Below are 21,023 nucleotides of genomic sequence, written 5' to 3' on the forward strand. Positions count from 1 at the left end.
CCGCGCAGCCACCCGCGCGGGTGCAATGCCCGCCCCTCCTGCACCATGTCCGAAATCCCCACTAAAGAAGACGAGCTGGCCGGCACCGAGCAGCCGTTCGTGCAGCACCTCATGGAGCTGCGCGACCGGCTCGTCAAGGCGCTGATCGCCATCGGCGTCGTCGCAGGCATCCTGTTTTTCTACCCCGGTCCGGGCGCGCTCTACGACCTGCTGGCCGCGCCCCTGGTGGCGCACCTGCCCAAGGGGGCCACGCTGATCGCCACCTCGGTGATCTCGCCGTTCATGGTGCCGCTCAAGATCTTGCTGATGTCCGCCTTCCTGGTGGCGCTGCCCGTGGTGCTGTGGCAGGTGTGGGCCTTCGTGGCGCCGGGCCTGTATTCGCACGAGAAGAAGCTGGTGCTGCCGCTGGTGGTGTCCAGCACGCTGCTGTTCCTGGTGGGCGTGGCGTTCTGCTACTTCTTCGTGTTCGGGCAGGTGTTCGCCTTCATCCAGAGCTTCGCGCCCAAGAGCATCACCGCCGCGCCTGACATCGAGGCGTACCTGAGCTTCGTGCTCACCATGTTCCTCGCGTTCGGCCTGTCGTTCGAGGTGCCGATCGTCGTGATCGTGCTGGCCCGCATGGGCATCGTGAGCGTGGAAAAGCTCAAGGGCTTTCGCGGCTATTTCATCGTGCTGGCCTTCATCATCGCCGCCGTGGTCACCCCGCCCGACGTGGTGTCCCAATTGGCGCTGGCCGTGCCGATGTGCCTGCTGTATGAGCTGGGCATCTGGGCCGCGCAGATCTTCATCCGCCATACCAAGTCGCCCGAGGACGAACAGGCGCAGGAACCCACCTGATCGGATCGGGGCCGGCGGGGCTTGGCACTCCGGCGCGGCGTGCCTTGGCCTTCTCCGCCGGGTCCGGCTGCACCGGGACCGGGGTGGTGATCGGTTCTTCATCTCGGCGCTGATGCCGCGCCAGGGGTTGCCTGCAGAGCACCCCATGGCCTGATCCTCGCCGGGCATTCCGCATCGCCCGCAAGGCCCTCTGGACCACGGCGCCACGCACGGGCCACCCGCAGGGCTCGTGCACCGCCCCATCCATTCCCATCGTCCCGCGAAGCATCGCGGGACAGCGCCTCCTCAGCGCTGCTGCTGCGGCACCTGCTGCGCCCGCTGCGGCCGGGGCCGCGTGCCGGGCACCACTTCCAGCTCCACCCGCGAATCCCCGCGCTGCAGCTGGAACGTGGCCGGCGCGCCGGGCTTGAGCGAGGCCACCGCGGTGAGCAGGGCGGAGACGCTGGCGGTCGGCTTGTCTTCCACCTGCACGATCACGTCGCCCGGGCGCATGCCGGCGCGGGCGGCGGGGCCGTCCTGCAGCACGCCGGTGATGATCACGCCCTCGGAGGCCTTCACGCCGAAGGTCTGCGCCAGTTCGGGCGACAGCTCGTTCGGCTCCACGCCGATCCAGCCGCGCGTGACCTGTCCGTCCTTCACGATGCCGTCCAGCACCAGCTTGGCGGTGGACACGGGAATGGCGAAGCCGATGCCCATGCTGCCGCCCGAGCGCGAGTAGATGGCGGTGTTGATGCCCATCAGGTTGCCGTTCACGTCCACCAGCGCGCCGCCCGAATTGCCCGGATTGATGGCCGCGTCGGTCTGGATGAAGTTCTCGAACGTGTTGATGCCCAGCTGGCTGCGGCCCAGCGCGCTCACGATGCCGCTGGTGACCGTCTGCCCCACGCCGAACGGGTTGCCGATGGCCAGCACATGGTCGCCCACGGCGAGCTGGTCGGAGTTGCCCAGCACGATGACCGGCAGCTTGTCCAGCTGTACCTTCAGGATGGCCAGGTCGGTGTCCGGGTCGGTTCCGATCACGGTGGCGCGCGTGCGGCGGCTGTCGGTCAGCGTGACCTCGATCTCGTCCGCGCCCTCGACCACGTGGTTGTTGGTCAGGATGTAGCCGTCCGGGCTGATGATCACGCCGCTGCCCAGGCCGGTCTGCGCCTGCTGCGTGCCCTGGTCGCCGAAGAAGAACTGGAACCACGGGTCGTTGCTGCGCGGGTGGCGCACGGCCTTGCTGGTGTTGATGCTGACCACCGCCGGCGCCGCCTTGCGCGCCGCGGCGGCGAAGCTGCCAGGGGCGGGGGGAACCGCCGGGGTGCTGGGCGCCTCGATCAGCGACACCCCCGCACCGCTGCGCGTCGCGCCGCGCCGCAGCCAGTCCGGCTGGAGGGTGGCGACGACGAAGTAGCCCGCGACGAGCACCGTCACGGTCTGGGAAAACAGCAGCCAAAAGCGCTTCATGGTGGGCAGTGATGAAAACCGGGGAAGGGCGATTGTCGCCAGTTTGGGCTGGACCTGGGGCGAACAAGGCCGGTGGGCCGTCAGCCCGGGGTCAGCCCCGCAGGCGGGCCGCTCAGGGCAAACCCTTAAAATGCCGCAGCGACTGCCACTGCCAACCCCCGTCCCGTTCTCCCTGCGCGGCCCGGCCCACCGGCCCCGCCGCCTTGCCGACACGCCCCATCCGGAATGCCTGCTGAACGCCGGCCGCGCACCGCGCCCGCGGTGCCTGCGCAGTCCCGCCATCGATCCCTCCGGAACCTGCCAATGACTTCACCTTCCCCCGCCGCCGGCCCCACGGTCGCCGCGCCCCGCCGCCCGCTCACCCGCCACGACTACCAGACGCTGGGCCTGTCCGCCCTGGGCGGCACGCTCGAGTTCTACGACTTCGTCATCTACGTCTTCTTCGCCGCCGTGCTGGGCGGGCTGTTCTTTCCGGCCGACATGCCCGACTGGCTGCGCCAGCTGCAGACCTTCGGCATCTTCGCCGCCGGCTACCTGGCGCGCCCCGTGGGCGGCATCATCATTGCCCACTTCGGCGACAAGCTGGGCCGCAAGCGCATGTTCACGCTGTCGATCTTCCTGATGGCCGTGCCCACGCTGGTCATCGGCCTGCTGCCCACCTACGCCAGCATCGGCGTGGCGGCGCCGCTGCTGCTGCTGGCCATGCGCGTGCTGCAGGGCGCGGCCATCGGCGGCGAGATGCCCGGGGCCTGGGTGTTCGTGGCCGAGCATGTGCCCGCCAACCGCTACGGCCTGGGCGTGGGCACGCTCACCGCCGGCATCACGGGCGGCATCCTGCTCGGGTCGCTGGTGGCCATCGGCATCAACCGCAGCTACGCGCCTGCCGAAGTGCAGGAATTCGCCTGGCGCATTCCGTTCATCCTGGGCGGCGTGTTCGGCCTGGTGTCGGTGTACCTGCGGCGCTTCCTGCACGAAACGCCCGTGTTCCAGGAGCTGGCCGCCCGCCGCGCCGTGGCGCGCGAACTGCCGGTCAAGACCGTGCTGCGCGACCACCGCGGCGCCATGCTGCTGGTGGCCCTGATGACCTGGGTGCTGTCCACCGCCATCGTGGTGGTGGTGCTCATCACGCCCACCTACCTGCAGAAGGTGTTCCACATTCCCGCCACGCTGGCGCTGGAGGCCAACGCGGTGGCCACGCTCACGCTCACCATCGGCTGCGTACTCGTCGGCTGGGCCACGGACCGCTTCGGCACGCGCCCGGTGATGCTGGTGGGCTGGGGCGGGCTGGTGGTCACCACCTACCTGTTCTACACGGGACTGCCGGGCACGCCGGCCACGCTGGTGTTCAACTACGGGCTGATCGGCCTGTTCGTGGGCTCGATCGCGCTGCTGCCGATCGTGGGCGTGCGGGCGTTTCCGCCCGAGGTGCGCTTCACCGGCCTGTCCTTCTCTTACAACATGGCCTATGCGGTGTTCGGCGGCATCACGCCCATCCTCATCACGCTGTGGCAGCAGCACGACGTGCTGGCCAACGCCCACTACGTGGCGGCCATGGGCGTGCTCGGGTTCGCGCTCGGGTTCGTGCCGCTGGCCTCGCGCGGCTGGCAGCCGGCGGCGAAGGCCTGATGCGGAAGGATTGCTCCTCTGAGGGGCTGCCGTCAATGAACGGGCTGTTGGCTTCGCCATTGGTGGAGCCAGAAGAGGTCGTCAAGACCAAGGAGTAGACGATGAAGATCGAAGGTGGGTGCTACTGCGGAGCAATCCAATACGAAGCGCAAGTTCAGCCCGGCACGACAACCGTCTGCCACTGCGACGATTGCCAGGCCCAGTCAGGGTCGGCCTTTCGCGCCAACATCGCCGCGCCCGCGTCCAGTTTTCGGCTCGTGAAGGGCACGCCCCGCACGTACATCAAGACAGCGGCCAGCGGAAACCAGCGCGTACTCGCGTTTTGCGAGGTGTGCGGCAGTTCGCTTTATGCGTGCGATGTGGACAGCCCCCAAACCTACTCATTGCGGATCGGCACGGTGAAGCAACGGCAGGAACTCGGCACACCGCAGCGCCAGATCTGGACACGGCGCCGTCATGAATGGGTCGGCCTGCCTGACGGCGTCCAGTCTTTTGAAGGACAGCCTTGAGCTCGCGCTCAGGCACCAAACGGGCGCAATGAGCAGGTTACCGTCTCACTCTGCGCTTCGGACGGTGAAGGTATGGGGCTGGATTCGGCGAGCATGAGGCTCTGATCCGGCGGCGGAGGAAGCATGAGAGGGCAGTCCCGGCCATGGCCGACCGCTCGATGTACGCTCACATCCAATCCAAAGCCGAAATTCACGCTGAATGCCCGCGATACCAACCCATCCGCCCTCAAGGAAGTCACGCCTTCGCGGTGCGATCTACGGCCTGTTGGTGGGCGATGCGCTGGGTGTGCCCTACGAATTCTCCAGCGCAGCGGAGTTGCCGAAGCCCGGTCTCATCGAGATGGCACCTCCAGCGCATTTTCAACGTGCGCATCCAGGCGTTCCCCCGGGCACGTGGAGCGACGACGGCGCACAAGCACTGCATTTACTCAAGGTCCTTCTCGGTGGGCATGTCGCCATAGAGACCCAGTTGGCCGAAGGCCTGCAATCCTGGATGGCGTCGGCCGAATTGACACCCGACGGCCGGGTGTTCGATGTGGGAATCCAAACGCAGGAGGCGCTTTCCCGCCTTGCGCGAGGTGTTCCTCCCCATCAGAGCGGTCCCTACGAAGAGCGAAACAACGGCAACGGATCACTCATGAGAGTTCTTCCCGCTGCGTTGCTTCCTGCCGCCGACGATGGCGTTTTCATTGAACGCGCGCGCAGGCAGAGTCTCCCCACCCATGGTCACGCCAGATCATTGCTCGCGTGCTCTTTGGCCACCCTGATTTCTGCAGGATTGCTGGAAGGCTTCACGTTTGTCCAGGCGCTCGACCAGGCACAGGACCGCCTCGAAGAGATGACCGTCGAGATGGAGAAAGAAGAGCTTCGAGTGCTGCTGGATGGCCGCCTGGACGCTCCCAACGGAAGCGGCTATGTGGTGGACTGCCTCTGGTCCGCGGTGGCAGCAGTGCTTCGGACCCGCACCTTTGAGGATTGCGTGCGCTGCGCGATCTGCTTTGGCAACGACACGGATACCACGGCTTGTGTCGCTGGGGGATGGGCCGGGCTGCTGTACGGCGAGGAATCCATTCCATTGCGGTGGCGAGAGCAATTGCGAGGCAAGCATCTGGTGGAGCCGCTGCTTGAACGCTTGATCGCGTGCTGGGACTGACTTCGACCGCCATGGTGCGAGTCATGGGCCCACGGCGCTGTGTGGATCGGCGGGCGGCATTGAAAGCCGGTTGAACATTCCATGGTCCAGCTCGCGTCTTGCGTGCGCGAAGGGGCTCGGCCGGTGCCCGAAGCCTTCAGGGCGGCAACCGGGACTTGCCCCTTGCGGCAAGTCCATGACCGCGCTGCCACAATCGTTCCATGACCCGCCCCATCGCTTCCCCCTCCCACGGCATTGCCACCCCCGGCGTGTCCCGTCACGACCTGCAGCGCGCGTTCGACACCCTGCTGCAGCCCGAGCGCTTCAAGGACTACGGCCCCAACGGCCTGCAGGTCGAAGGCAAGGACCGCATCGCGCGCATCGTGAGCGGCGTCACGGCCAGCCGGGCGCTGATCGATGCGGCCATCGAGGACGGGGCCGATGCGATCTTCGTGCACCACGGCCTGTTCTGGCGCGGGCAGGACGGGCGCGTGACGGGCTGGATGAAGCAGCGGCTGCAGCGCCTGCTGGCCCACGACATCAACCTGTTCGCCTACCACCTGCCGCTGGATGCGCACGCCGAACTGGGCAACAACGCGCAACTGGGCCGCGTGCTGGGCGTGGCGGCCGATGCGCGCTTCGGCGAACAGGACCTGGGCTTCGTGGGGCCCGCTCAGTTCGCCGATGCGCAGGCCCTGGCCCGGCAGGTGGAGAGCGTGCTCGGCCGCACGGTGACGCTGGTGCAGCCCGAACCCCGCCCGATCACCCGCCTGGCTTGGTGCACGGGCGGCGCGCAGGGCTACTTCGAGGCAGCGGTCGCGGCGGGCGCGGATGCGTTCATCACGGGCGAAATTTCGGAGCCGCAGGCCCACCTGGCGCGCGAGACGGGCGTGGCCTTCATCGCGGCGGGGCACCACGCCACCGAACGCTACGGCGCCCCCGCCGTGGCCGAACGGGTGGCCGTGCAACTGGGCATCGCCCACCGGTTCATCGAGATCGACAACCCGGCGTGAATGCGACAAAAATCACGTTTGCTATTTAATTGATAGCAGTGTGCCCTAGTGTTGATTGCGCTGCAGGCCCAAAAGGCCCAAAACCTGGCAGACCCGAAGCCTTCGCCTACATCACCCGCCCGTACCACCACACCGACAGCGCGGCCGCCAGCAGCATGAGCACCGCGCCGGCCAGCGCGAACAGGGCGGACACCTCGGTCTCCTTTTTCTCGACCGTGAGGCGCGAGCTGAGCGTCTCGTACACCTTCTGCAAGTCGGCCGCCGTGGCGGCGTGGAAGTATTCGGCGTTGGTGCGCAGGGCCACGGCCTTGAGCGTGTCCTCGTCCAGGCGCACGCGCATGGACCAGCCCTCGAAGCCGATCGTCTCGCCGGCCACCGTGCCCACGCCCACGGTGTACACGCGCACGCCGCGGTCGGCGGCCCACTGGGCGGCTTCGAGCGGGTCCACGCCCGTGGTGCGCTGGCCGTCGGTCAGCATGATGATGGCGGCGGAGGTGTACGAGCCCGGCGCCACGGGCGTGAACGGCTTTTTGCCCTGCGCCCGGCCCACCTCGTCGATGGGCTGCGAGCGCATGGCCTGCCGCCCGCCCAGGGCGGCGATGTCGATGCCCGAGTCGGGGAACAGCGTGGCCAGCGACAGCAGGATGCCGTTGCCCGTCGCCGTGCCGCGCTGCAGCTGGAAGCTGTCGATGGCCTTCACCAGGTCTTCATGATTTTGCGTGGGCAGCTGCGCCAGTTGGGCGCTGCCGGCGAACGCCACCACCCCCACGCGCACGTGGCGCGGCAGGTCGGCGATGAAGGCCTTGGCGGCGTTCTGCGCGGCGGTGATGCGGTCGGGCAGCACGTCGGCCGCGCGCATGCTGCCCGAGACGTCCATGGCCAGCATGATGGTCTGCTGCTGCGAGGGCAGGGTGATGACGGCCAGCGGCCGCGCCGCGGCCATCAGCAACGCGGCCAGCCCCAGCAGGAACAGGGCGGGCGGCACGTGGCGCCGCCAGGTGGTGCGCGCGCCCAGGGCCTCGCGCACGAGCGCGAGGCTGGGGTAGTGCAGGGCGGTGGCCCGGCGCCGGCGCAGCAGCCACACGTAGAGCAGCACCAGCACCGGCAGCGCGATCAGCAGCCAGAGGAACGTGGGCCAGAGAAAGACCATGGTGCAGCGGCTCCTACTTTTTCTGTCTACGCGGCCCGGGCGGCAGTGCCCGCGACGGTGGGGGATGCCGGGGCGCGGTAGGCGGGTTTGGCCGGCTGGCGGCCGCGCAGTTCCATGAAGCGCACCAGGGCGTCCAGCAGGTCGTCGCCGGTGGCCAGCTCCAGCGTGTCGGCGCCGGCCCGCGCGAGCGATTCGCGCAGGGCGGCCTCGCGCTGCGCGGCCAGGCGGGCGAAGCGGTGGCGAAAGGCCTTGTCGCGCGTGTCCACCTGCAGCTGGTCGCCGGTCTCGGGGTCGCGCAGGGTGACCAGGCCCACGTCGGGCAGCTCGAGTTCCAGCGGGTCGAGCAGGCGCACGGCGACGACGTCGTGGCGCTGCGCGAGCTGGGCCAGGGGCTTTTCCCAGCCGGGCGCGGTGATGAAGTCCGACACCACGAACACCGCCGAGCGCCGCCGCACGGTGCCCAGGGCCGTGCCCAGCAGGTGCGACAGGTCGGTGGCGCCGGGCGGTGCCGCAGCGGGCCCAGGCACCTGCAGCAGGCGGTGCAGCAGGTGCAGCACATGGGCGCGGCTGGCGCGCGGCGGCAGGATGGCGTCCACGCCCGGGGCCCGCGCCGCACCGGCGGGCGCAGGGGAGGGGGAGGCCGCGGCACCGGCGCCGGCGCCGTACAGCATGGCGCCCACGCGGTTGCCGTGGCGCGTGAGCAGGCGCGCCAGCACGGCCACGAAGCCGGCCAGGAGGTCGCGCTTGGCCTGCCCCGGCGGGCCGAAGTCCAGCGACGGGCTCAGGTCCAGCAGGAACCAGGCGGCCATCTCGCGGTCTTCGGAGAACACGCGCACATGCGGCACGGCGAGCCGCGCGGTGACGTTCCAGTCGATGTGGCGCACGTCGTCGTGCGGCTGGTACTCGCGCAGGTCGGCCAGGTCCAGCCCGCCGCCGCGCAGCAGCGTGCGGTAGTCGCCCTGCAGCAGGCCGTCAAGCCGGCGGATCACCGTCCACTCGAGCTGGCGCAGCAGCCGCTCGGCCTGGCCGGGCAGCGCCGCTGCGCTTGCAGCCGGCGGGGCGGCGGCGTCAGGCGCGCTGCGGCTCATGGCGGGCCCCGTCCTGGGCGTCGTGGTGCAGGGGCCGGGGCGGCGCGGGCAGGTGGGCCATGAGCTGGCCGACGAGGGCGTCGGCGTCCAGCCCGTCCGACAGCGCCTCGTACGACAGCGTGATGCGGTGGCGCAGCACGTCGGGCGCGAGATCGGCCATGTCCTCGGGCAGCACGTAGGCGCGCCCGCGCAGCATGGCCAGGGCCCGAGCGCCCTCGGCCAGGTGGATGGTGGCGCGGGGGCTGGCGCCGCAGGCGATGCGCGGGGCCAGGCCCGGCAGGCCGTACTGGGCCGGCGCGCGCGTGGCGGCCACCAGGCGCACGGCGTACTGCAGCAGCGACGGGTCCACGTACACCGTGCGGCACTCGGCCTGCAGCGCGGCGAGCTGGCCGGTGGTGGCCACGGCGGCCACCTGCACGGGGGGCGCGAGCGCGCGCTGGGCGATCACGAACTCTTCCTCTTCGCTCGGGTAGCCCACGAGCACCTTCATCATGAAGCGGTCCACCTGCGCCTCGGGCAGCGCGTAGGTGCCCTCGGTCTCGATGGGGTTCTGCGTGGCCATCACCAGAAAGGGCTCGGGCACGCGGTGCGTCTCGCCCGCGATGGTCACCTGGCGCTCCTGCATCACCTCCAGCAGCGCGCTCTGTACCTTGGCGGGCGCGCGGTTGATCTCGTCGGCCAGCAGCAGGTTGGTGAACACCGGGCCGCGCGTGGTGCTGAACTCGCCCGTGCGCTGGTTGTACATGCGCGTGCCCACCAGGTCGGCGGGCACCAGGTCGGGCGTGAACTGGATGCGCTTGAACTGGCCCTGCACGGTGCTGGCCAGGGTCTTGACGGTGAGCGTCTTGGCCAGGCCGGGCACGCCTTCCACCAGCAGGTGGCCCTGCGACAGCATGGCCACCATCACGCGCTCCAGGAAGCGGTCCTGCCCGACCACGACGCGCTTGACCTCATAGAGGATCTGCTCCATCAGCGTGGCGGTGCCGGGGGTCTGGGAGGGCAGGTCCATGGGGCGGGCTCCGAATGACGGGAAAAGGGAAAAGGCGGCGTGCGGTGGATAAAAAAGAGCGCTAGAACGGCGGCATGCCGACCGCCGCCGCCGCGTTCTCGATGGGCACGGCGAAGCCGATGCCGATGAAGGTGCGCGCGGGCGTGGGGTTCAGGATGGCGGTGACGATGCCGACCACCTCGCCGTCGAGCGTGACCAGCGGCCCGCCCGAGTTGCCCGGGTTGGCCGCGGCGTCGAACTGGATCAGGTGCTGCAGCTCGCGCTTGCCTTCGGGCGAGTCGAACTCGCGCTCCAGCCCCGACACCACGCCGGCCGAGGCCGAGGGGCCGATGCCGAACGGAAAGCCCACCGCCACCACCGCATCGCCCGGGCGCAGGTTCTGCGTGGAGCGCAGCGGGGCGGCCACGAGGTCGTCGGGAATCTTGTGGGCCTGCAGCACCGCCAGGTCGTTCTCGGGCTGCACGCCGGTGACGCTGGCGCCGGCCTCCATGCCGTCGGAGAAGGTGATCTGCACGCGCGTGGTGCCCTGCACCACGTGCAGGTTGGTGAGGATGACGCCTTTGTCCAGGATCACCACGCCGGTGCCGATGCCACGCTCGACCTCCTTGCCCTTCTTGGTGCGGCCGTAGCCCACCACGCGCACCACCGACGGCGCGATGGTCTGCACCGCGCGCGCCGTGGCCGAGGGCAGGGGCTGCGTCTCCAGCGTGCGCAGCACGGCGGCGTCGATGTCCTTTTGCGTGAGGGGCGCCGGGGGCGGGCGCTGGCCCATCCAGACGCTGGCGGCCAGCAGCACCGACAGCAGCACGATGGCGGCCCACAGGGCGCGCTGGGTGTGAATGGGGGCGGGGGTGGTAACGCGCGGTGATGGCGGGGCCGGGGGAGCGCCTGCGGGCTCGGCGTGTGCGCCGTCCCCGCTGCGCCGGGCGGCGGTGGGCAGGCCACCGGCCGGGCCATGCGATGCGGCCTCGTGCGGTGGCGCCTCGGGGGCGCTGCGGCGGTCGGAGCGGGAGCTGCTGTAGCGGGGTGGCCTGGGCATGCTGACACCTCTGGAAGCGGGCGCGCCACGCAGGGAGGGAAGGAGGGGGCGGCGGCGGAACGGTCACGGTAGCACGGAAAAGCCCGCCGCGCATGTGACAGGGCGTATCGGCCCGGGCCATGCACCGCCGGGCCTGCCGCGTCGGGCATCATCCGCGCATGCACACCTGGATCGACACCCACTGCCATCTGGATGAGTTCGAGGCGCATGCCGGGCTGGCGCACCTCGACCAGATCCGTGCCGAGGCCGCGCGTGCCGGCGTCGCGCACTGCGTGTTGCCGGCGGTGGAGCTGGGCAACCTGGACGCCGTGCGCCGCCTGGCGCACCGCCATGGCGACAGCTACGCGCTGGGCATCCACCCGCTGTTCACCGGCCGCGCCGGCGACGGCGACGTGGACACGCTGGCCCAGGCGCTGCAGGCCCACCACGCCGACCCGCGCCTGGTGGCCATCGGCGAGATCGGCCTCGACTACTTCGTGCCCACGCTGGACGGCCCGCGGCAGGAGCGCTTTTACCGGGCGCAGCTGCAACTGGCCCAGCGCTTCGACCTGCCGGTGATCCTGCACGTGCGGCGCTCGGCCGACAAGGTGCTCAAGGGCCTGCGCGAGCGCCCGGTGCGCGGCGGCATCGCCCATGCCTTCAACGGCAGCCTGCAGCAGGCCCAGGCGTTCATCGCCATGGGATTCAAGCTCGGCTTCGGCGGGGCGGTCACGTTCGACCGCGCGCTGCAGCTGCGCCGGCTGGCGGCCGAGCTGCCGCTCGAATCGCTGGTGCTGGAAACCGATGCCCCCGACATTCCTCCGCACTGGCTCTACGTGACCGCCGCCCAGCGGGCCGCCGGCGCGCCGCCCGCGCGCAACGCGCCGGGCGAGCTGCCGCGCATCGCCGAGGTGGTGGCCGGGCTGCGCGGCATGCCGGTGGCGGAGCTGGCGCAGGCCACGCGGGCCAACGCCTGCGCGGCGCTGCCGCGGCTGGAGGCGCTGCTGGCGATCTGAGTCTTTTTGGCCGCCAGCGCAATAAGCACTAGGGCATATTGCTATGATATTTATAGTAACCCGCTGGCATCCCGTGCGCCTCGGCCCGGTCTCGCGACATCGCTGGGCCCGTCGATTCCCGGTCCCCCTCTTTTTCTCCCCAATGCCCCCCGATGATGGTCGCCATGGATTCCGCCTCCGATCCGCCTGATCCCCCGCACCCTGCACCCCCCGCGCCTTCCGGTCCCGTGCCGGCGGCGGCCCCGCGTCTTGTCGGGCTGGCGCCGGTCGTCTCGCCGCGCACCGTGGTGCTGCTGCTCGGCAGCTTTCCCGGCGCGGCCTCGCTGCGTGAGGGGCAGTACTACGGGCACCCGCAGAACCACTTCTGGCGCATCCTGCAGGCGCTGTGGCCGCAACCCGTGCTGCCCGGGCGTGACGACTACGCCGGGCGCTGCGCCTGGCTGCTGGACCGGGGCCTGGGCCTGTGGGACGTCTATGCGGCCTGCGAGCGCGAGGGCAGCCTGGACACCGACATCCGCAACGCCGTGGTGAACGATTTCCGGGCGCTGCGGGCGCAGTGCCCCCGCCTGGCCGCCATCGCCCACAATGGCGGGGAGAGCTTCCGGCACGCCAAGGCCGTGCGCACCCACCTGGGCCTGCCACCCGCGCTGCTGGAGGGCGGCGTGCAGTCCCTGCGGCTGCCCTCCACCAGCCCGGCCAACGCCTCGTGGAGCTTCGACGAGAAACTGAACGCCTGGGCTGCCGCCTTGGGCACTTATGGATTGGTGTGACGATTTGACCCGCAAGAAAAACGACAGCGAAGCCCTGCCCGAGGTGAGCGTCTCCGACGATGGCGAGGTGCGCCACCTGCACCTGGGCACGCCGTGGATCCAGGGCTCCATGCGCGTGGCCGAGCCCTTCGTGCTGGAGCTGGAATACGTGCAGCGCATGATGGCCTGGCTGCTCTTCGTCGAGCCCGCCAGCGTCACCAAGCGCCACGCCATGCAACTGGGCCTGGGCGCCGGTGCCCTCACCAAGTTCTGCCACAAGAAGCTGCGCATGTGCGCCACCGCCATCGAGCTCAACCCCCAGGTGCTGGCCGTGTGCCGCGCCTGGTTCAAGCTGCCGCCCGACGGCCCCAAGCTGCGCGTGATCCTGGGCGATGCCGCCGTGGAGATCCGCGACCCGATGTGGCTGGGCACGGTCGATGCCCTGCAGGTGGACCTGTACGACCACGAGGCCGCCGCGCCCGTGCTCGACAGCGCCGCCTTCTATGCCGACTGCCGCGCGCTGCTGTCCGAGGACGGCGCCATGACCGTCAACCTGTTCGGCCGCGCCTCCAGCTACGAGCGCAGCCTGGGCAAGATGGCCGAGGCCTTCGGCGCCGATGCGCTGTGGGCCTTCAAGCCCACGCGCGAAGGCAACACCGTGGTACTGGCGCAGCGCACGCCCACGCGGCCCAAGCGCGCCGAACTGATCGAGCGCGCCGAGGCCGTGCAGGCCCGCTGGGACCTGCCGGCCACCAAGTGGGCGCGCGTTTTCAAGCCGGTGGCCGCATGACGCGGGCCGCTCCGGCCTTCCGCCGTGGTAGGTGCTGGTGCTGCCGCCGCACCGCTGCGCTCGCCCTTCCTCTCCTTTGAACGAGGCCCGCCCATGAGCACCGCCACCCCCACCGACACCCCGACGAAGCCCCCTGCCTATACCGGGCCGCTGGAGTGGCGCCGGCTGGTGGACTGGCTGCGGGCCGACGGCGTGATCTCGGCCGAGGAGGCCGCCCGCACCATCGCCCGCTGCTCGCAGGCCGAAAGCCGCCAGCACCCGCTGGTGCGCCTGGCCAACGTGGCCATGGCCCGCGCGAGCGACGGCCGCCCGCTCGATGCCGAGCTGCTCACGCAATACCTGGCCCAGCGCAGCGGCCTGGCGTACCTGCGCATCGACCCGCTCAAGGTGGACGTGGGCCGCGTGGCCGACACCATGAGCGCCAGCTACGCCGAGCGCCACAAGGTGCTGCCCGTGCAGGTCACGCCCAAGGAGGTCGTGATCGCCACGGCCGAGCCCTTCATCGACGACTGGGTGGCCGAGGTGGAGCGCCAGGCGCGCCGCACGGTGCGCCGCGTGGTCGCCAACCCGCAGGACATCCAGCGCTTCACCGCCGAGTTCTTCGCGCTGGCCAAGTCGGTGCGCGCCGCGCAGAAGGCCGGCGGGGCCTCGGCGGGCAGCAGCTTCGAGCAGCTCGTGGAGCTGGGCAAGAGCAACAAGCAGCTCGATGCCAACGACCAGGGCGTGGTCAAGGTGGTGGACTGGCTGTGGCAGTACGCCTTCGACCAGCGCGCGAGCGACATCCACCTGGAGCCGCGCCGCGAGCAGGGCGTGATCCGCTTTCGCATCGACGGCGTGCTGCACCCGGTCTACCAGATGCCCATGGGCGTGCTCAACGCGATGGTCTCGCGCGTGAAGCTGCTCGGCCGCATGGACGTGGTGGAGCGCCGCCGACCGCAGGACGGCCGCATCAAGACCCGCAACCCGCGCGGCGACGAGGTGGAAATGCGCCTGTCCACGCTGCCCACGGCCTTCGGCGAGAAGATGGTGATGCGCATCTTCGACCCCGACAACGCGGTGAAGGACCTCGACGCGCTGGGCTTTTCGCAGCACGACGCCACGCGCTGGGAGGCGCTGGTCAAGCGCCCGCACGGCATCATCCTGGTGACCGGCCCCACGGGCTCGGGCAAGACCACCACGCTGTACTCCACCTTGAAGCGCGTGGCGACCGAAGAGGTCAACGTGAGCACGGTGGAAGACCCGATCGAAATGATCGAGCCCAGCTTCAACCAGACGCAGGTGCAGCCGCAGCTCGACTTCAACTTCGCCGAAGGCCTGCGCGCGCTGATGCGCCAGGACCCGGACATCATCATGGTGGGCGAAATCCGTGACCTCGCCACGGCCGACATGGCGGTGCAGGCCGCGCTCACCGGCCACCTCGTGTTCAGCACGCTGCACACCAACGATGCGCCCAGTGCCGTCACGCGGCTCATGGAGCTGGGCGTGCCGCCCTACCTCATCAACGCCACGCTGCTGGGCATCCTGGCGCAGCGGCTGGTGCGCACGCTGTGCAAGCAGTGCAAGCAAAAGGACGAGGCCGCCTCGGTCGAGGCGCTGGCCGAAGTGGTCAAGCCCTGGAAGCTCAACGGCGGCTACCAGCCCTACAAGCCCGTGGGCTGCGTGGACTGCCGCATGACGGGCTTTCATGGCCGCATGGGCCTGTACGAGCTGCTCACCGTGAGCGAGGCGCTCAAGGACCGCATCAACCAGGCGCCGTCCATCGACGTGCTGCGCCGCCAGGCCGTGCAGGACGGCATGCGCCCGCTGCGCCTGGCCGGCGCGCTGCGCGTGGCCGAAGGCATCACCACGCTCGAAGAAGTGATCGCCGCCACGCCGCCGCTGGAATAGGCCGCGCCGCCGCGCAGGGCTCCCGGGGGCCGGCTGCGCGCACGTTGTCCGTGCCGTGCCGGGCCCTTCATGCACCGCCTGCGGACGCTCTGCCGTAGCGCGCCGGCACGGCTTTTTCCGAGGCGCCACCCTGCGGTTTTCCCTAGGCGCTGGATAGGTGGAATCCACATCGATCCCGAGTGGACCGGACTGCACAATCGCCCGTCAAGTTCTTGTAAGGAGACGTTTTCGTGAAAATCAAGAGCCAGAAAGATTTCTTTTCGGGCCTCATGTTCATGGGGGTGGGCGTGGCCTTCGCGGTCGGCGCCTCCAACTACAACATCGGCACCGGCGCCCGCATGGGCCCCGGCTACTTTCCCCTGATCCTCGGCATCATCCTCGCCATCCTCGGCGTGGCGATCACGTTCTACGCCACGGTGGTGGAGAGCGTGGATGGCGACAAGGTCGGCAAATGGGCGTGGAAGCAGCTGTTCTTCATCCTGGCCTCGAACTTCGCGTTCGGCGTGCTGCTGGCGGGACTGCCCTCGTTCGGCGTGCCGGCCATGGGACTGATCGTCGCGATCTACGCGCTGGTGTTCATCGCCAGCCTGGCCGGCGACACGTTCAATGCCAAGGAAGTTTTCGTCCTCGCCACCGTTCTCGCGGTCGGCAGCTACGTGGCTTTCGTGTGGGCGCTGAAGCTGCAGTTCCCGGTGTGGCCCAGTTTCATTTCGGGTTGATCAGGAGCATCGAAAACCATGGAATTGTTTGACAACCTGGCGATCGGCTTCGGCGTCGCCTTCACGTTTCAGAACCTCATCTACTGCTTCGTCGGCTGCCTGCTGGGCACGCTGATCGGCGTGCTGCCGGGCATCGGGCCCGTGGCCACCATCGCCATGCTGCTGCCCGCCACCTACGCGCTGCCCCCCGTGGCCGCGCTGATCATGCTGGCCGGCATCTACTACGGCGCGCAATACGGCGGATCGACCACCGCCATCCTGGTGAACCTGCCGGGCGAATCGTCCTCGGTGGTGACCGTGATCGACGGCTACCAGATGGCGCGCAAGGGCCGGGCAGGGCCCGCGCTGGCAGCCGCCGGGCTGGGCTCGTTCTTCGCCGGCTGCGTGGGCACGCTGATCCTGGCCGCCTTCGCGCCGCCGCTGACCGAAGTCGCCTTCAAGTTCGGCCCCGCCGAATACTTCTCGCTGATGGTGCTGGGCCTGATCGGCGCCGTGGTGCTGGCCTCGGGCTCGCTGCTCAAGGCCGTGGCCATGATCGTGCTGGGCCTGCTGCTGGGCCTGGTGGGCACCGACGTGAACTCGGGCGTCGCCCGCTACAGCTTCGACATCCCTGAACTGACCGACGGCATCAACTTCGTCGTGATCGCCATGGGCGTGTTCGGCTACGGCGAAATCATCGCCAACCTGTCCAAGCCCGAGGACGACCGCGAGGTGTTCACCGCCAAGGTGCACGGCCTCATGCCGACCAAGGAAGACTTCAAGCGCATGATCCCCGCCGTGCTGCGCGGCACGGCGCTCGGCTCGGCCCTGGGCATCCTGCCTGGCGGCGGCGCGCTGCTGGCGGCCTTCGCGGCCTACACCATCGAGAAGAAGACCAAGCTGCAACCCGGCGAAGTCCCCTTCGGCAAGGGCAACATCCGCGGTGTGGCGGCCCCCGAGTCGGCCAACAACGCCGGCGCGCAGACCTCCTTCATCCCGCTGCTGACGCTGGGCATTCCGCCCAACGCCGTGATGGCGCTGATGGTGGGTGCCATGACGATCCACAACATCCAGCCCGGCCCCCAGGTGATGACGAGCAACCCCGAACTCTTCTGGGGCCTGATCGCCTCGATGTGGCTCGGCAACGCGATGCTGATCATCCTGAACCTGCCGCTGATCGGCCTGTGGATCAAGCTGCTGACCGTGCCCTACCGCTGGCTGTTCCCCTCCATCGTGCTGTTCTGCGCGGTGGGCGTGTACGGCACGAACAACAACACGTTCGACGTGTGGCTGGTCGGCATCTTCGGCTTCATCGGCTACCTGTTCCACAAGCTGGGCACCGAACCCGCGCCCCTGCTGCTCGGGTTCATCCTGGGCCCGATGATGGAAGAAAACCTGCGCCGCGCCCTGCTGCTGTCGCGCGGCGACTGGAGCGTGTTCGTCACGCGCCCCATCTCCGCCGGCCTGCTGGCCGCCGCCGTGCTGCTGCTCATCATCGTGCTGCTGCCGGCCGTGAAGAACAAGCGCGAGGAGGCCTTCGTCGAGGATTGACACTCGGTTGGGTACCCCTTCACGATTGAGAAAAACGGCACCTTCGGGTGCCGTTTTTCTTGGGTGTCTCGGGCGCCTTTGGATTTGCACGACCCGGCTTCACAAACCTTCAACCACTTCGCGCAGAACGTGGTCATAACGGGCAACACGTTGCGGCAGATGGCGCATGAGGGCGCCCCAGGGCGCGGCGGAGCGATTCTTTGCGGCGCCGTCCTCGGATGATGTGTACTACGCACGCAATCGGAGCGAAATGGACCGGCCGCCATCTGCATCGGTCTGGGGGCTCCCGCTGGACGAAGGCAACGGGCTCTTCTTCTGACATGCCGCTGGCATATCGGGGACGACACTCACGCTGGGTGGCGATCTCTGCGAGCCGGGCACGGCGGGCGGCTTTTCGCCATGGTCCTGTCAGGCAAGGGTGCTGGCCAACTGCGGTAAGGGGTCCACCCCCCCGACCCGTTGAACCATTCGATTCCCGGGGATGTGAAGGGGTTGAACTGAAAACGCTTGATGGCGTTTTTCACCTAGTGATTTGCACTTTTGGGTTTCGCACCGTGAGCAATTTTTTCGGGTTGTCATGTGATGCGGGGCGCACTGGCCGCCACGCTTCAGGCCATTGAAGCAATGAGGTAAACACCATGGGCGTAAGCTCTTCCAAATCAAGCGGGCGCTCCAGCGGACTGGGCCGTGACGTAGCTACAGCGAGCTTGCCCCCGCCACGCGATCAGCCATCAGCCATGCGTTCTGGCACTCAGAGCAGCAATAGTCACCTGAGTCACTTAGGTGAGTTGGGCCGCAATCGACCTGGGACATCCAGCACCGGCGTTGCAGCGCTACAGCCGGTACGGCAATCGCTCCCCTCTCCAGGGCAGGCGGCAGTGACCGATGTCCTGAAATTTGTGCGTGAAACCTACTACAAGCCCAACATGAAATCGGGCAATAAAGTAAAGGGCGAAGGTGGAGACGACGAAGTGCGCCGCCAAGAAATGGCAACGCAAGAAGTTATACGGATTCGGGAGCAGGACGATCCCGTCGCCGCCGCCATGGCGGGGAAGGCCCACCAATGCGGAGAATTGACGGATCTGGCCATATATCATCTGCAAAAGCGACATATCCAAGCCCAATGTCTATCGCTTGGCGAAGATGAAGAAGGAGATGCACTGCATGAAGTCGCCATCATTGGCCCTGCTTCAAATCCCTTGCCTGTAGACATGACGCAGTGGCATCCAGACGTGTATGTCTGCGATCCCTGGGCCAACATCGCATGCAGTGCCAGGGATTATCCTAAAGAGTTCGAGCAGAAGATGAAGAAGTGGCAGGATGCTGGCAAGCTGATTGGCTGTCCACCAGAAGGCTTCGTCCTGCCCAACAACGAGAAATGGGTGAATGGCGTGCTTTATGCAAAAAAAGAGGCTCTAGGGGCAGAGCTTCAATAGGCTGCGGATGTTCACTGATCACGGCGAAAGGCGATGTGGAATGGCGTCGCGTGAGGTCGTCAGCACCAAGGTGAAGGATACCCACGGCATGCATGGTCAAGGCATCACCGCTGAGTCCGGCAAGGGCGGGCAGTCCGTGCACTTCGGGGGGATGTTCTCGAACACCACGTCGCGCCCTGCACGCACCTTGTTCATGGGCGGGTTGAGGTACCAATACAACTGGCCGTTGATCCAGAGGTCCACCACGTCGCTGGTGCCTAGTAGTGTTCTTGGCTTTACGCGATAAAGCCGAATCACGTGGGGATAACGCATGTCCATGTGCGTTAAACGTTGAAGCCAGGAGGCTTCGTAGTAATCCAACCGGTACACACGGCGGGGGCTGTAGTGACTTCGATCGTAGGTGGGGGTAACGAAGTACCGCCCTGCGACGATCAATGCGATCGCGAGAGCCGTCCGCTTTAGAAAACCCGGTACTTTTTCTTCTCAGGGCATGATTTCGGCATCGGTCAGCGGTGGACAGTCGGCGCACTCCGGCGGAATGTTCTCGAACACCACGTCGCGCCCTACACGCACTTTGTTCATGGGCGGGTTGAGATACCAATACAACTGGCCGTTGATCCAGAGGTCCACCACATCGCTTTCGCCCAGCAGTGTTCTCGGCTCTACGCGATAAAGCCGAATCACGTGGGGATAACGCATGTCCATGTGGGTTAAACGTTGAAGCCAGGAGGCTTCGTAGTAGTCCAACCGGTACACACGGCGGGGGCTGTAGTGACTTCGATCGTAGGTTGGCGTCACGAAGTACCAGCCCCCGACGATCAAGGCAATCGCGAGAGCAGCCCGTTTTAGAAGACCCCGATATTTTTTCATTCCGCGCACCTCACTTCACCACTGGAATTTCAGCGGGAATGCCAGTCGAATCCTGTGCACATTCGATAGCACCATGAAGTCTCCACCTCGATGATTTTTTCCTCGCCATTGGCGAAAATCCTTGTTCTGCACGATGTACTTGTACCCTTGCACCGTGCTGGGAGGTTCATCCACTACGGCGTCATCAACGGGTACGTTCAGCCGCGTGCTGACACCACACTCCACGCCGCTAAAACCCCAGCAGCCTAATGGCTGGGAGATGAAGTTGCCGCCGTCGTTGAAGTCATAGGCATCACGCAAATAAAAGCCGAGCTCTTCGATTTCCACTTTGGCTTTGCCCGGTCCCTGGGGAAAAACCGTGCCCGATACCGCCACATTCATTTGTGCTTCTCCCATCGCGCCATAGAAGTCGTCCATGGGATCACTCCATCTGCCAAACGACAGGTAGTTGACTTGGCACGTGTCCTCCAGGATTTTGGCCGGCAGCGCGAGATTGCCTAAACGCCAGCACTGGTCCTGGCGCCCTCTGCTTTGGCGATCCACTCGGTCTTTCAGTTGGGCAATGCCTGCAGGGCTTGCCCATTTCGATCGCAAGCTGGCCATGGCCACCTGCACCCGTGCGAAACCTAATGCCCATTCCATCATGACGGTGCTTTCGTCGAGATGCTGAGCAGGAAGTTGACTCAGACGATTGGGGGGTTCGCTGAATTTCATTTCCTTTGTCATCTGGTATGCCGCACCTTTAAACCACCGCTCCATCAACGCCGCCGCGACCGGCCACCCCAAGCGCGAGCGCATCACCGATGGAATGTCCCGCAGCTGGAATAAACGAGTGGCATATTGCGGCGCGTTCTTGCGCCCAAGCATGGACTGCAGGGCCTCCTGCGGCGCCTTCAGAAGATCGACCATTTCCCGACTCCCTTTGTTTTCCAGTAACGCTGAGGCTTGCGCGACCGGGGCAGATTATGGAGAGGAAATGGCTTGAATCCCGCAGAGGTACTCCATGAATGGGTTGCGAGACGTAACTGTTCAGCAAATCAACGCGGTGTTTCACGATGCCGCCCCGCGGTGCCCTGGGTGCGGCTGCGGATAACTGCGACCCCGCCGGTATCGCCGATCGCGGGGCGGGCCGCGCACAGGGCCGATGGCTGTGCCGCCGCCTGCGTGCGACACTGAATGAATGCGCACCCGGCCA

Annotated in this window: 20 protein-coding genes; 12 read left to right on the top strand and 8 right to left on the bottom strand. The window is 67.5% G+C overall.

The window, feature by feature from the left end; genetic code table 11:
- The first annotated feature begins 45 nt into the window (after positions 1-45).
- Entirely contained in the window at positions 46-837 is a 792-nt protein-coding gene (gene tatC / locus M5C98_RS05080; protein ID WP_272551372.1) for a twin-arginine translocase subunit TatC, read from the top strand.
- 285 nt (positions 838-1,122) lie between these two features.
- Here tatC and M5C98_RS05085 read toward each other — a convergent pair whose 3' ends face one another.
- Complete coding sequence (locus M5C98_RS05085) at positions 1,123-2,286, bottom strand: S1C family serine protease (RefSeq protein ID WP_272551373.1); 1,164 nt, start codon at positions 2,284-2,286, stop codon at positions 1,123-1,125.
- Positions 2,287-2,589: 303 nt separating this feature from the next.
- Here M5C98_RS05085 and M5C98_RS05090 point away from each other — a divergent pair, with 303 nt between their 5' ends.
- The 4 genes from M5C98_RS05090 to M5C98_RS05105 all read left to right on the top strand — a co-directional run bounded on the left by M5C98_RS05090 (position 2,590) and on the right by M5C98_RS05105 (position 6,566).
- The gene (locus M5C98_RS05090) at positions 2,590-3,912 is read left to right on the top strand and encodes an MFS transporter (RefSeq protein WP_272551374.1); all 1,323 of its coding nucleotides are present in this window, start codon (positions 2,590-2,592) and stop codon (positions 3,910-3,912) included.
- 101 nt (positions 3,913-4,013) lie between these two features.
- Positions 4,014-4,421, top strand: a complete 408-nt coding sequence (locus tag M5C98_RS05095; protein WP_272551375.1) for a GFA family protein — start codon at positions 4,014-4,016, stop codon at positions 4,419-4,421.
- 199 nt (positions 4,422-4,620) lie between these two features.
- On the top strand, positions 4,621-5,574 hold the full coding sequence (locus tag M5C98_RS05100; RefSeq protein WP_272551377.1) for an ADP-ribosylglycohydrolase family protein: 954 nt from the start codon (positions 4,621-4,623) through the stop codon (positions 5,572-5,574).
- Between the two features lie 200 nt (positions 5,575-5,774).
- Positions 5,775-6,566: a Nif3-like dinuclear metal center hexameric protein gene (locus tag M5C98_RS05105; protein WP_272551378.1), complete on the top strand. Its 792-nt coding sequence runs from the start codon at positions 5,775-5,777 to the stop codon at positions 6,564-6,566.
- 106 nt (positions 6,567-6,672) lie between these two features.
- On the opposite strand, the gene M5C98_RS05110 is transcribed toward M5C98_RS05105, so the two are convergent.
- The 4 genes from M5C98_RS05110 to M5C98_RS05125 form a co-directional block, all read right to left on the bottom strand.
- Positions 6,673-7,716 carry a VWA domain-containing protein gene (locus tag M5C98_RS05110; RefSeq protein ID WP_272551379.1) on the bottom strand — a complete coding sequence of 348 codons (1,044 nt, stop codon included), beginning with the start codon at positions 7,714-7,716 and terminating at the stop codon, positions 6,673-6,675.
- Positions 7,717-7,742: 26 nt separating this feature from the next.
- Entirely contained in the window at positions 7,743-8,804 is a 1,062-nt protein-coding gene (locus M5C98_RS05115; RefSeq protein WP_272551381.1) for a DUF58 domain-containing protein, read from the bottom strand.
- Positions 8,785-9,813: an AAA family ATPase gene (locus tag M5C98_RS05120; RefSeq protein WP_272551383.1), complete on the bottom strand. Its 1,029-nt coding sequence runs from the start codon at positions 9,811-9,813 to the stop codon at positions 8,785-8,787. Before M5C98_RS05120 ends, M5C98_RS05115 begins: the two co-directional genes overlap by 20 nt.
- A 61-nt stretch (positions 9,814-9,874) precedes the next feature.
- A complete protein-coding gene (locus M5C98_RS05125; protein ID WP_272551384.1) occupies positions 9,875-10,852 on the bottom strand; it encodes a S1C family serine protease in 978 nt (325 codons plus the stop codon).
- Between the two features lie 158 nt (positions 10,853-11,010).
- Between M5C98_RS05125 and M5C98_RS05130 the strand changes: the two genes are divergently transcribed.
- The 7 genes from M5C98_RS05130 (at position 11,011) to M5C98_RS05160 (ending at position 18,958) form a co-directional block, all read left to right on the top strand.
- On the top strand, positions 11,011-11,847 hold the full coding sequence (locus M5C98_RS05130; protein ID WP_272551385.1) for a TatD family hydrolase: 837 nt from the start codon (positions 11,011-11,013) through the stop codon (positions 11,845-11,847).
- A 164-nt stretch (positions 11,848-12,011) separates the two neighbouring features.
- A complete protein-coding gene (locus M5C98_RS05135) occupies positions 12,012-12,617 on the top strand; it encodes a DNA-deoxyinosine glycosylase (protein WP_272551386.1) in 606 nt (201 codons plus the stop codon).
- Positions 12,604-13,386, top strand: coding sequence for a spermidine synthase (locus M5C98_RS05140; protein ID WP_442867234.1), 783 nt, complete (start codon positions 12,604-12,606; stop codon positions 13,384-13,386). The genes M5C98_RS05135 and M5C98_RS05140 overlap by 14 nt, the downstream gene beginning before the upstream one ends.
- A 93-nt stretch (positions 13,387-13,479) precedes the next feature.
- Positions 13,480-15,273, top strand: a complete 1,794-nt coding sequence (locus M5C98_RS05145; protein ID WP_272551388.1) for a GspE/PulE family protein — start codon at positions 13,480-13,482, stop codon at positions 15,271-15,273.
- A 230-nt stretch (positions 15,274-15,503) separates the two neighbouring features.
- Positions 15,504-15,992, top strand: coding sequence for a tripartite tricarboxylate transporter TctB family protein (locus tag M5C98_RS05150; RefSeq protein ID WP_272551389.1), 489 nt, complete (start codon positions 15,504-15,506; stop codon positions 15,990-15,992).
- A gap of 18 nt (positions 15,993-16,010) precedes the next feature.
- Complete coding sequence (locus M5C98_RS05155; RefSeq protein WP_272551391.1) at positions 16,011-17,522, top strand: tripartite tricarboxylate transporter permease; 1,512 nt, start codon at positions 16,011-16,013, stop codon at positions 17,520-17,522.
- Between the two features lie 878 nt (positions 17,523-18,400).
- Entirely contained in the window at positions 18,401-18,958 is a 558-nt protein-coding gene (locus M5C98_RS05160) for a hypothetical protein (protein WP_272551392.1), read from the top strand.
- 96 nt (positions 18,959-19,054) lie between these two features.
- On the opposite strand, the gene M5C98_RS05165 is transcribed toward M5C98_RS05160, so the two are convergent.
- The 3 genes from M5C98_RS05165 to M5C98_RS05175 are packed head-to-tail and all read right to left on the bottom strand — an operon-like array spanning position 19,055 to position 20,737.
- A complete protein-coding gene (locus M5C98_RS05165) occupies positions 19,055-19,399 on the bottom strand; it encodes a hypothetical protein (protein ID WP_272553158.1) in 345 nt (114 codons plus the stop codon).
- Positions 19,400-19,441: 42 nt separating this feature from the next.
- Positions 19,442-19,828, bottom strand: a complete 387-nt coding sequence (locus M5C98_RS05170; RefSeq protein WP_272551393.1) for a hypothetical protein — start codon at positions 19,826-19,828, stop codon at positions 19,442-19,444.
- A 15-nt stretch (positions 19,829-19,843) separates the two neighbouring features.
- Entirely contained in the window at positions 19,844-20,737 is an 894-nt protein-coding gene (locus M5C98_RS05175) for a DUF6402 family protein (protein ID WP_272551394.1), read from the bottom strand.
- Between the last annotated feature and the right edge of the window lie 286 nt (positions 20,738-21,023).

Source organism: Acidovorax sp. NCPPB 3576, assembly GCF_028473605.1.
GTDB lineage: Bacteria > Pseudomonadota > Gammaproteobacteria > Burkholderiales > Burkholderiaceae_C > Paracidovorax.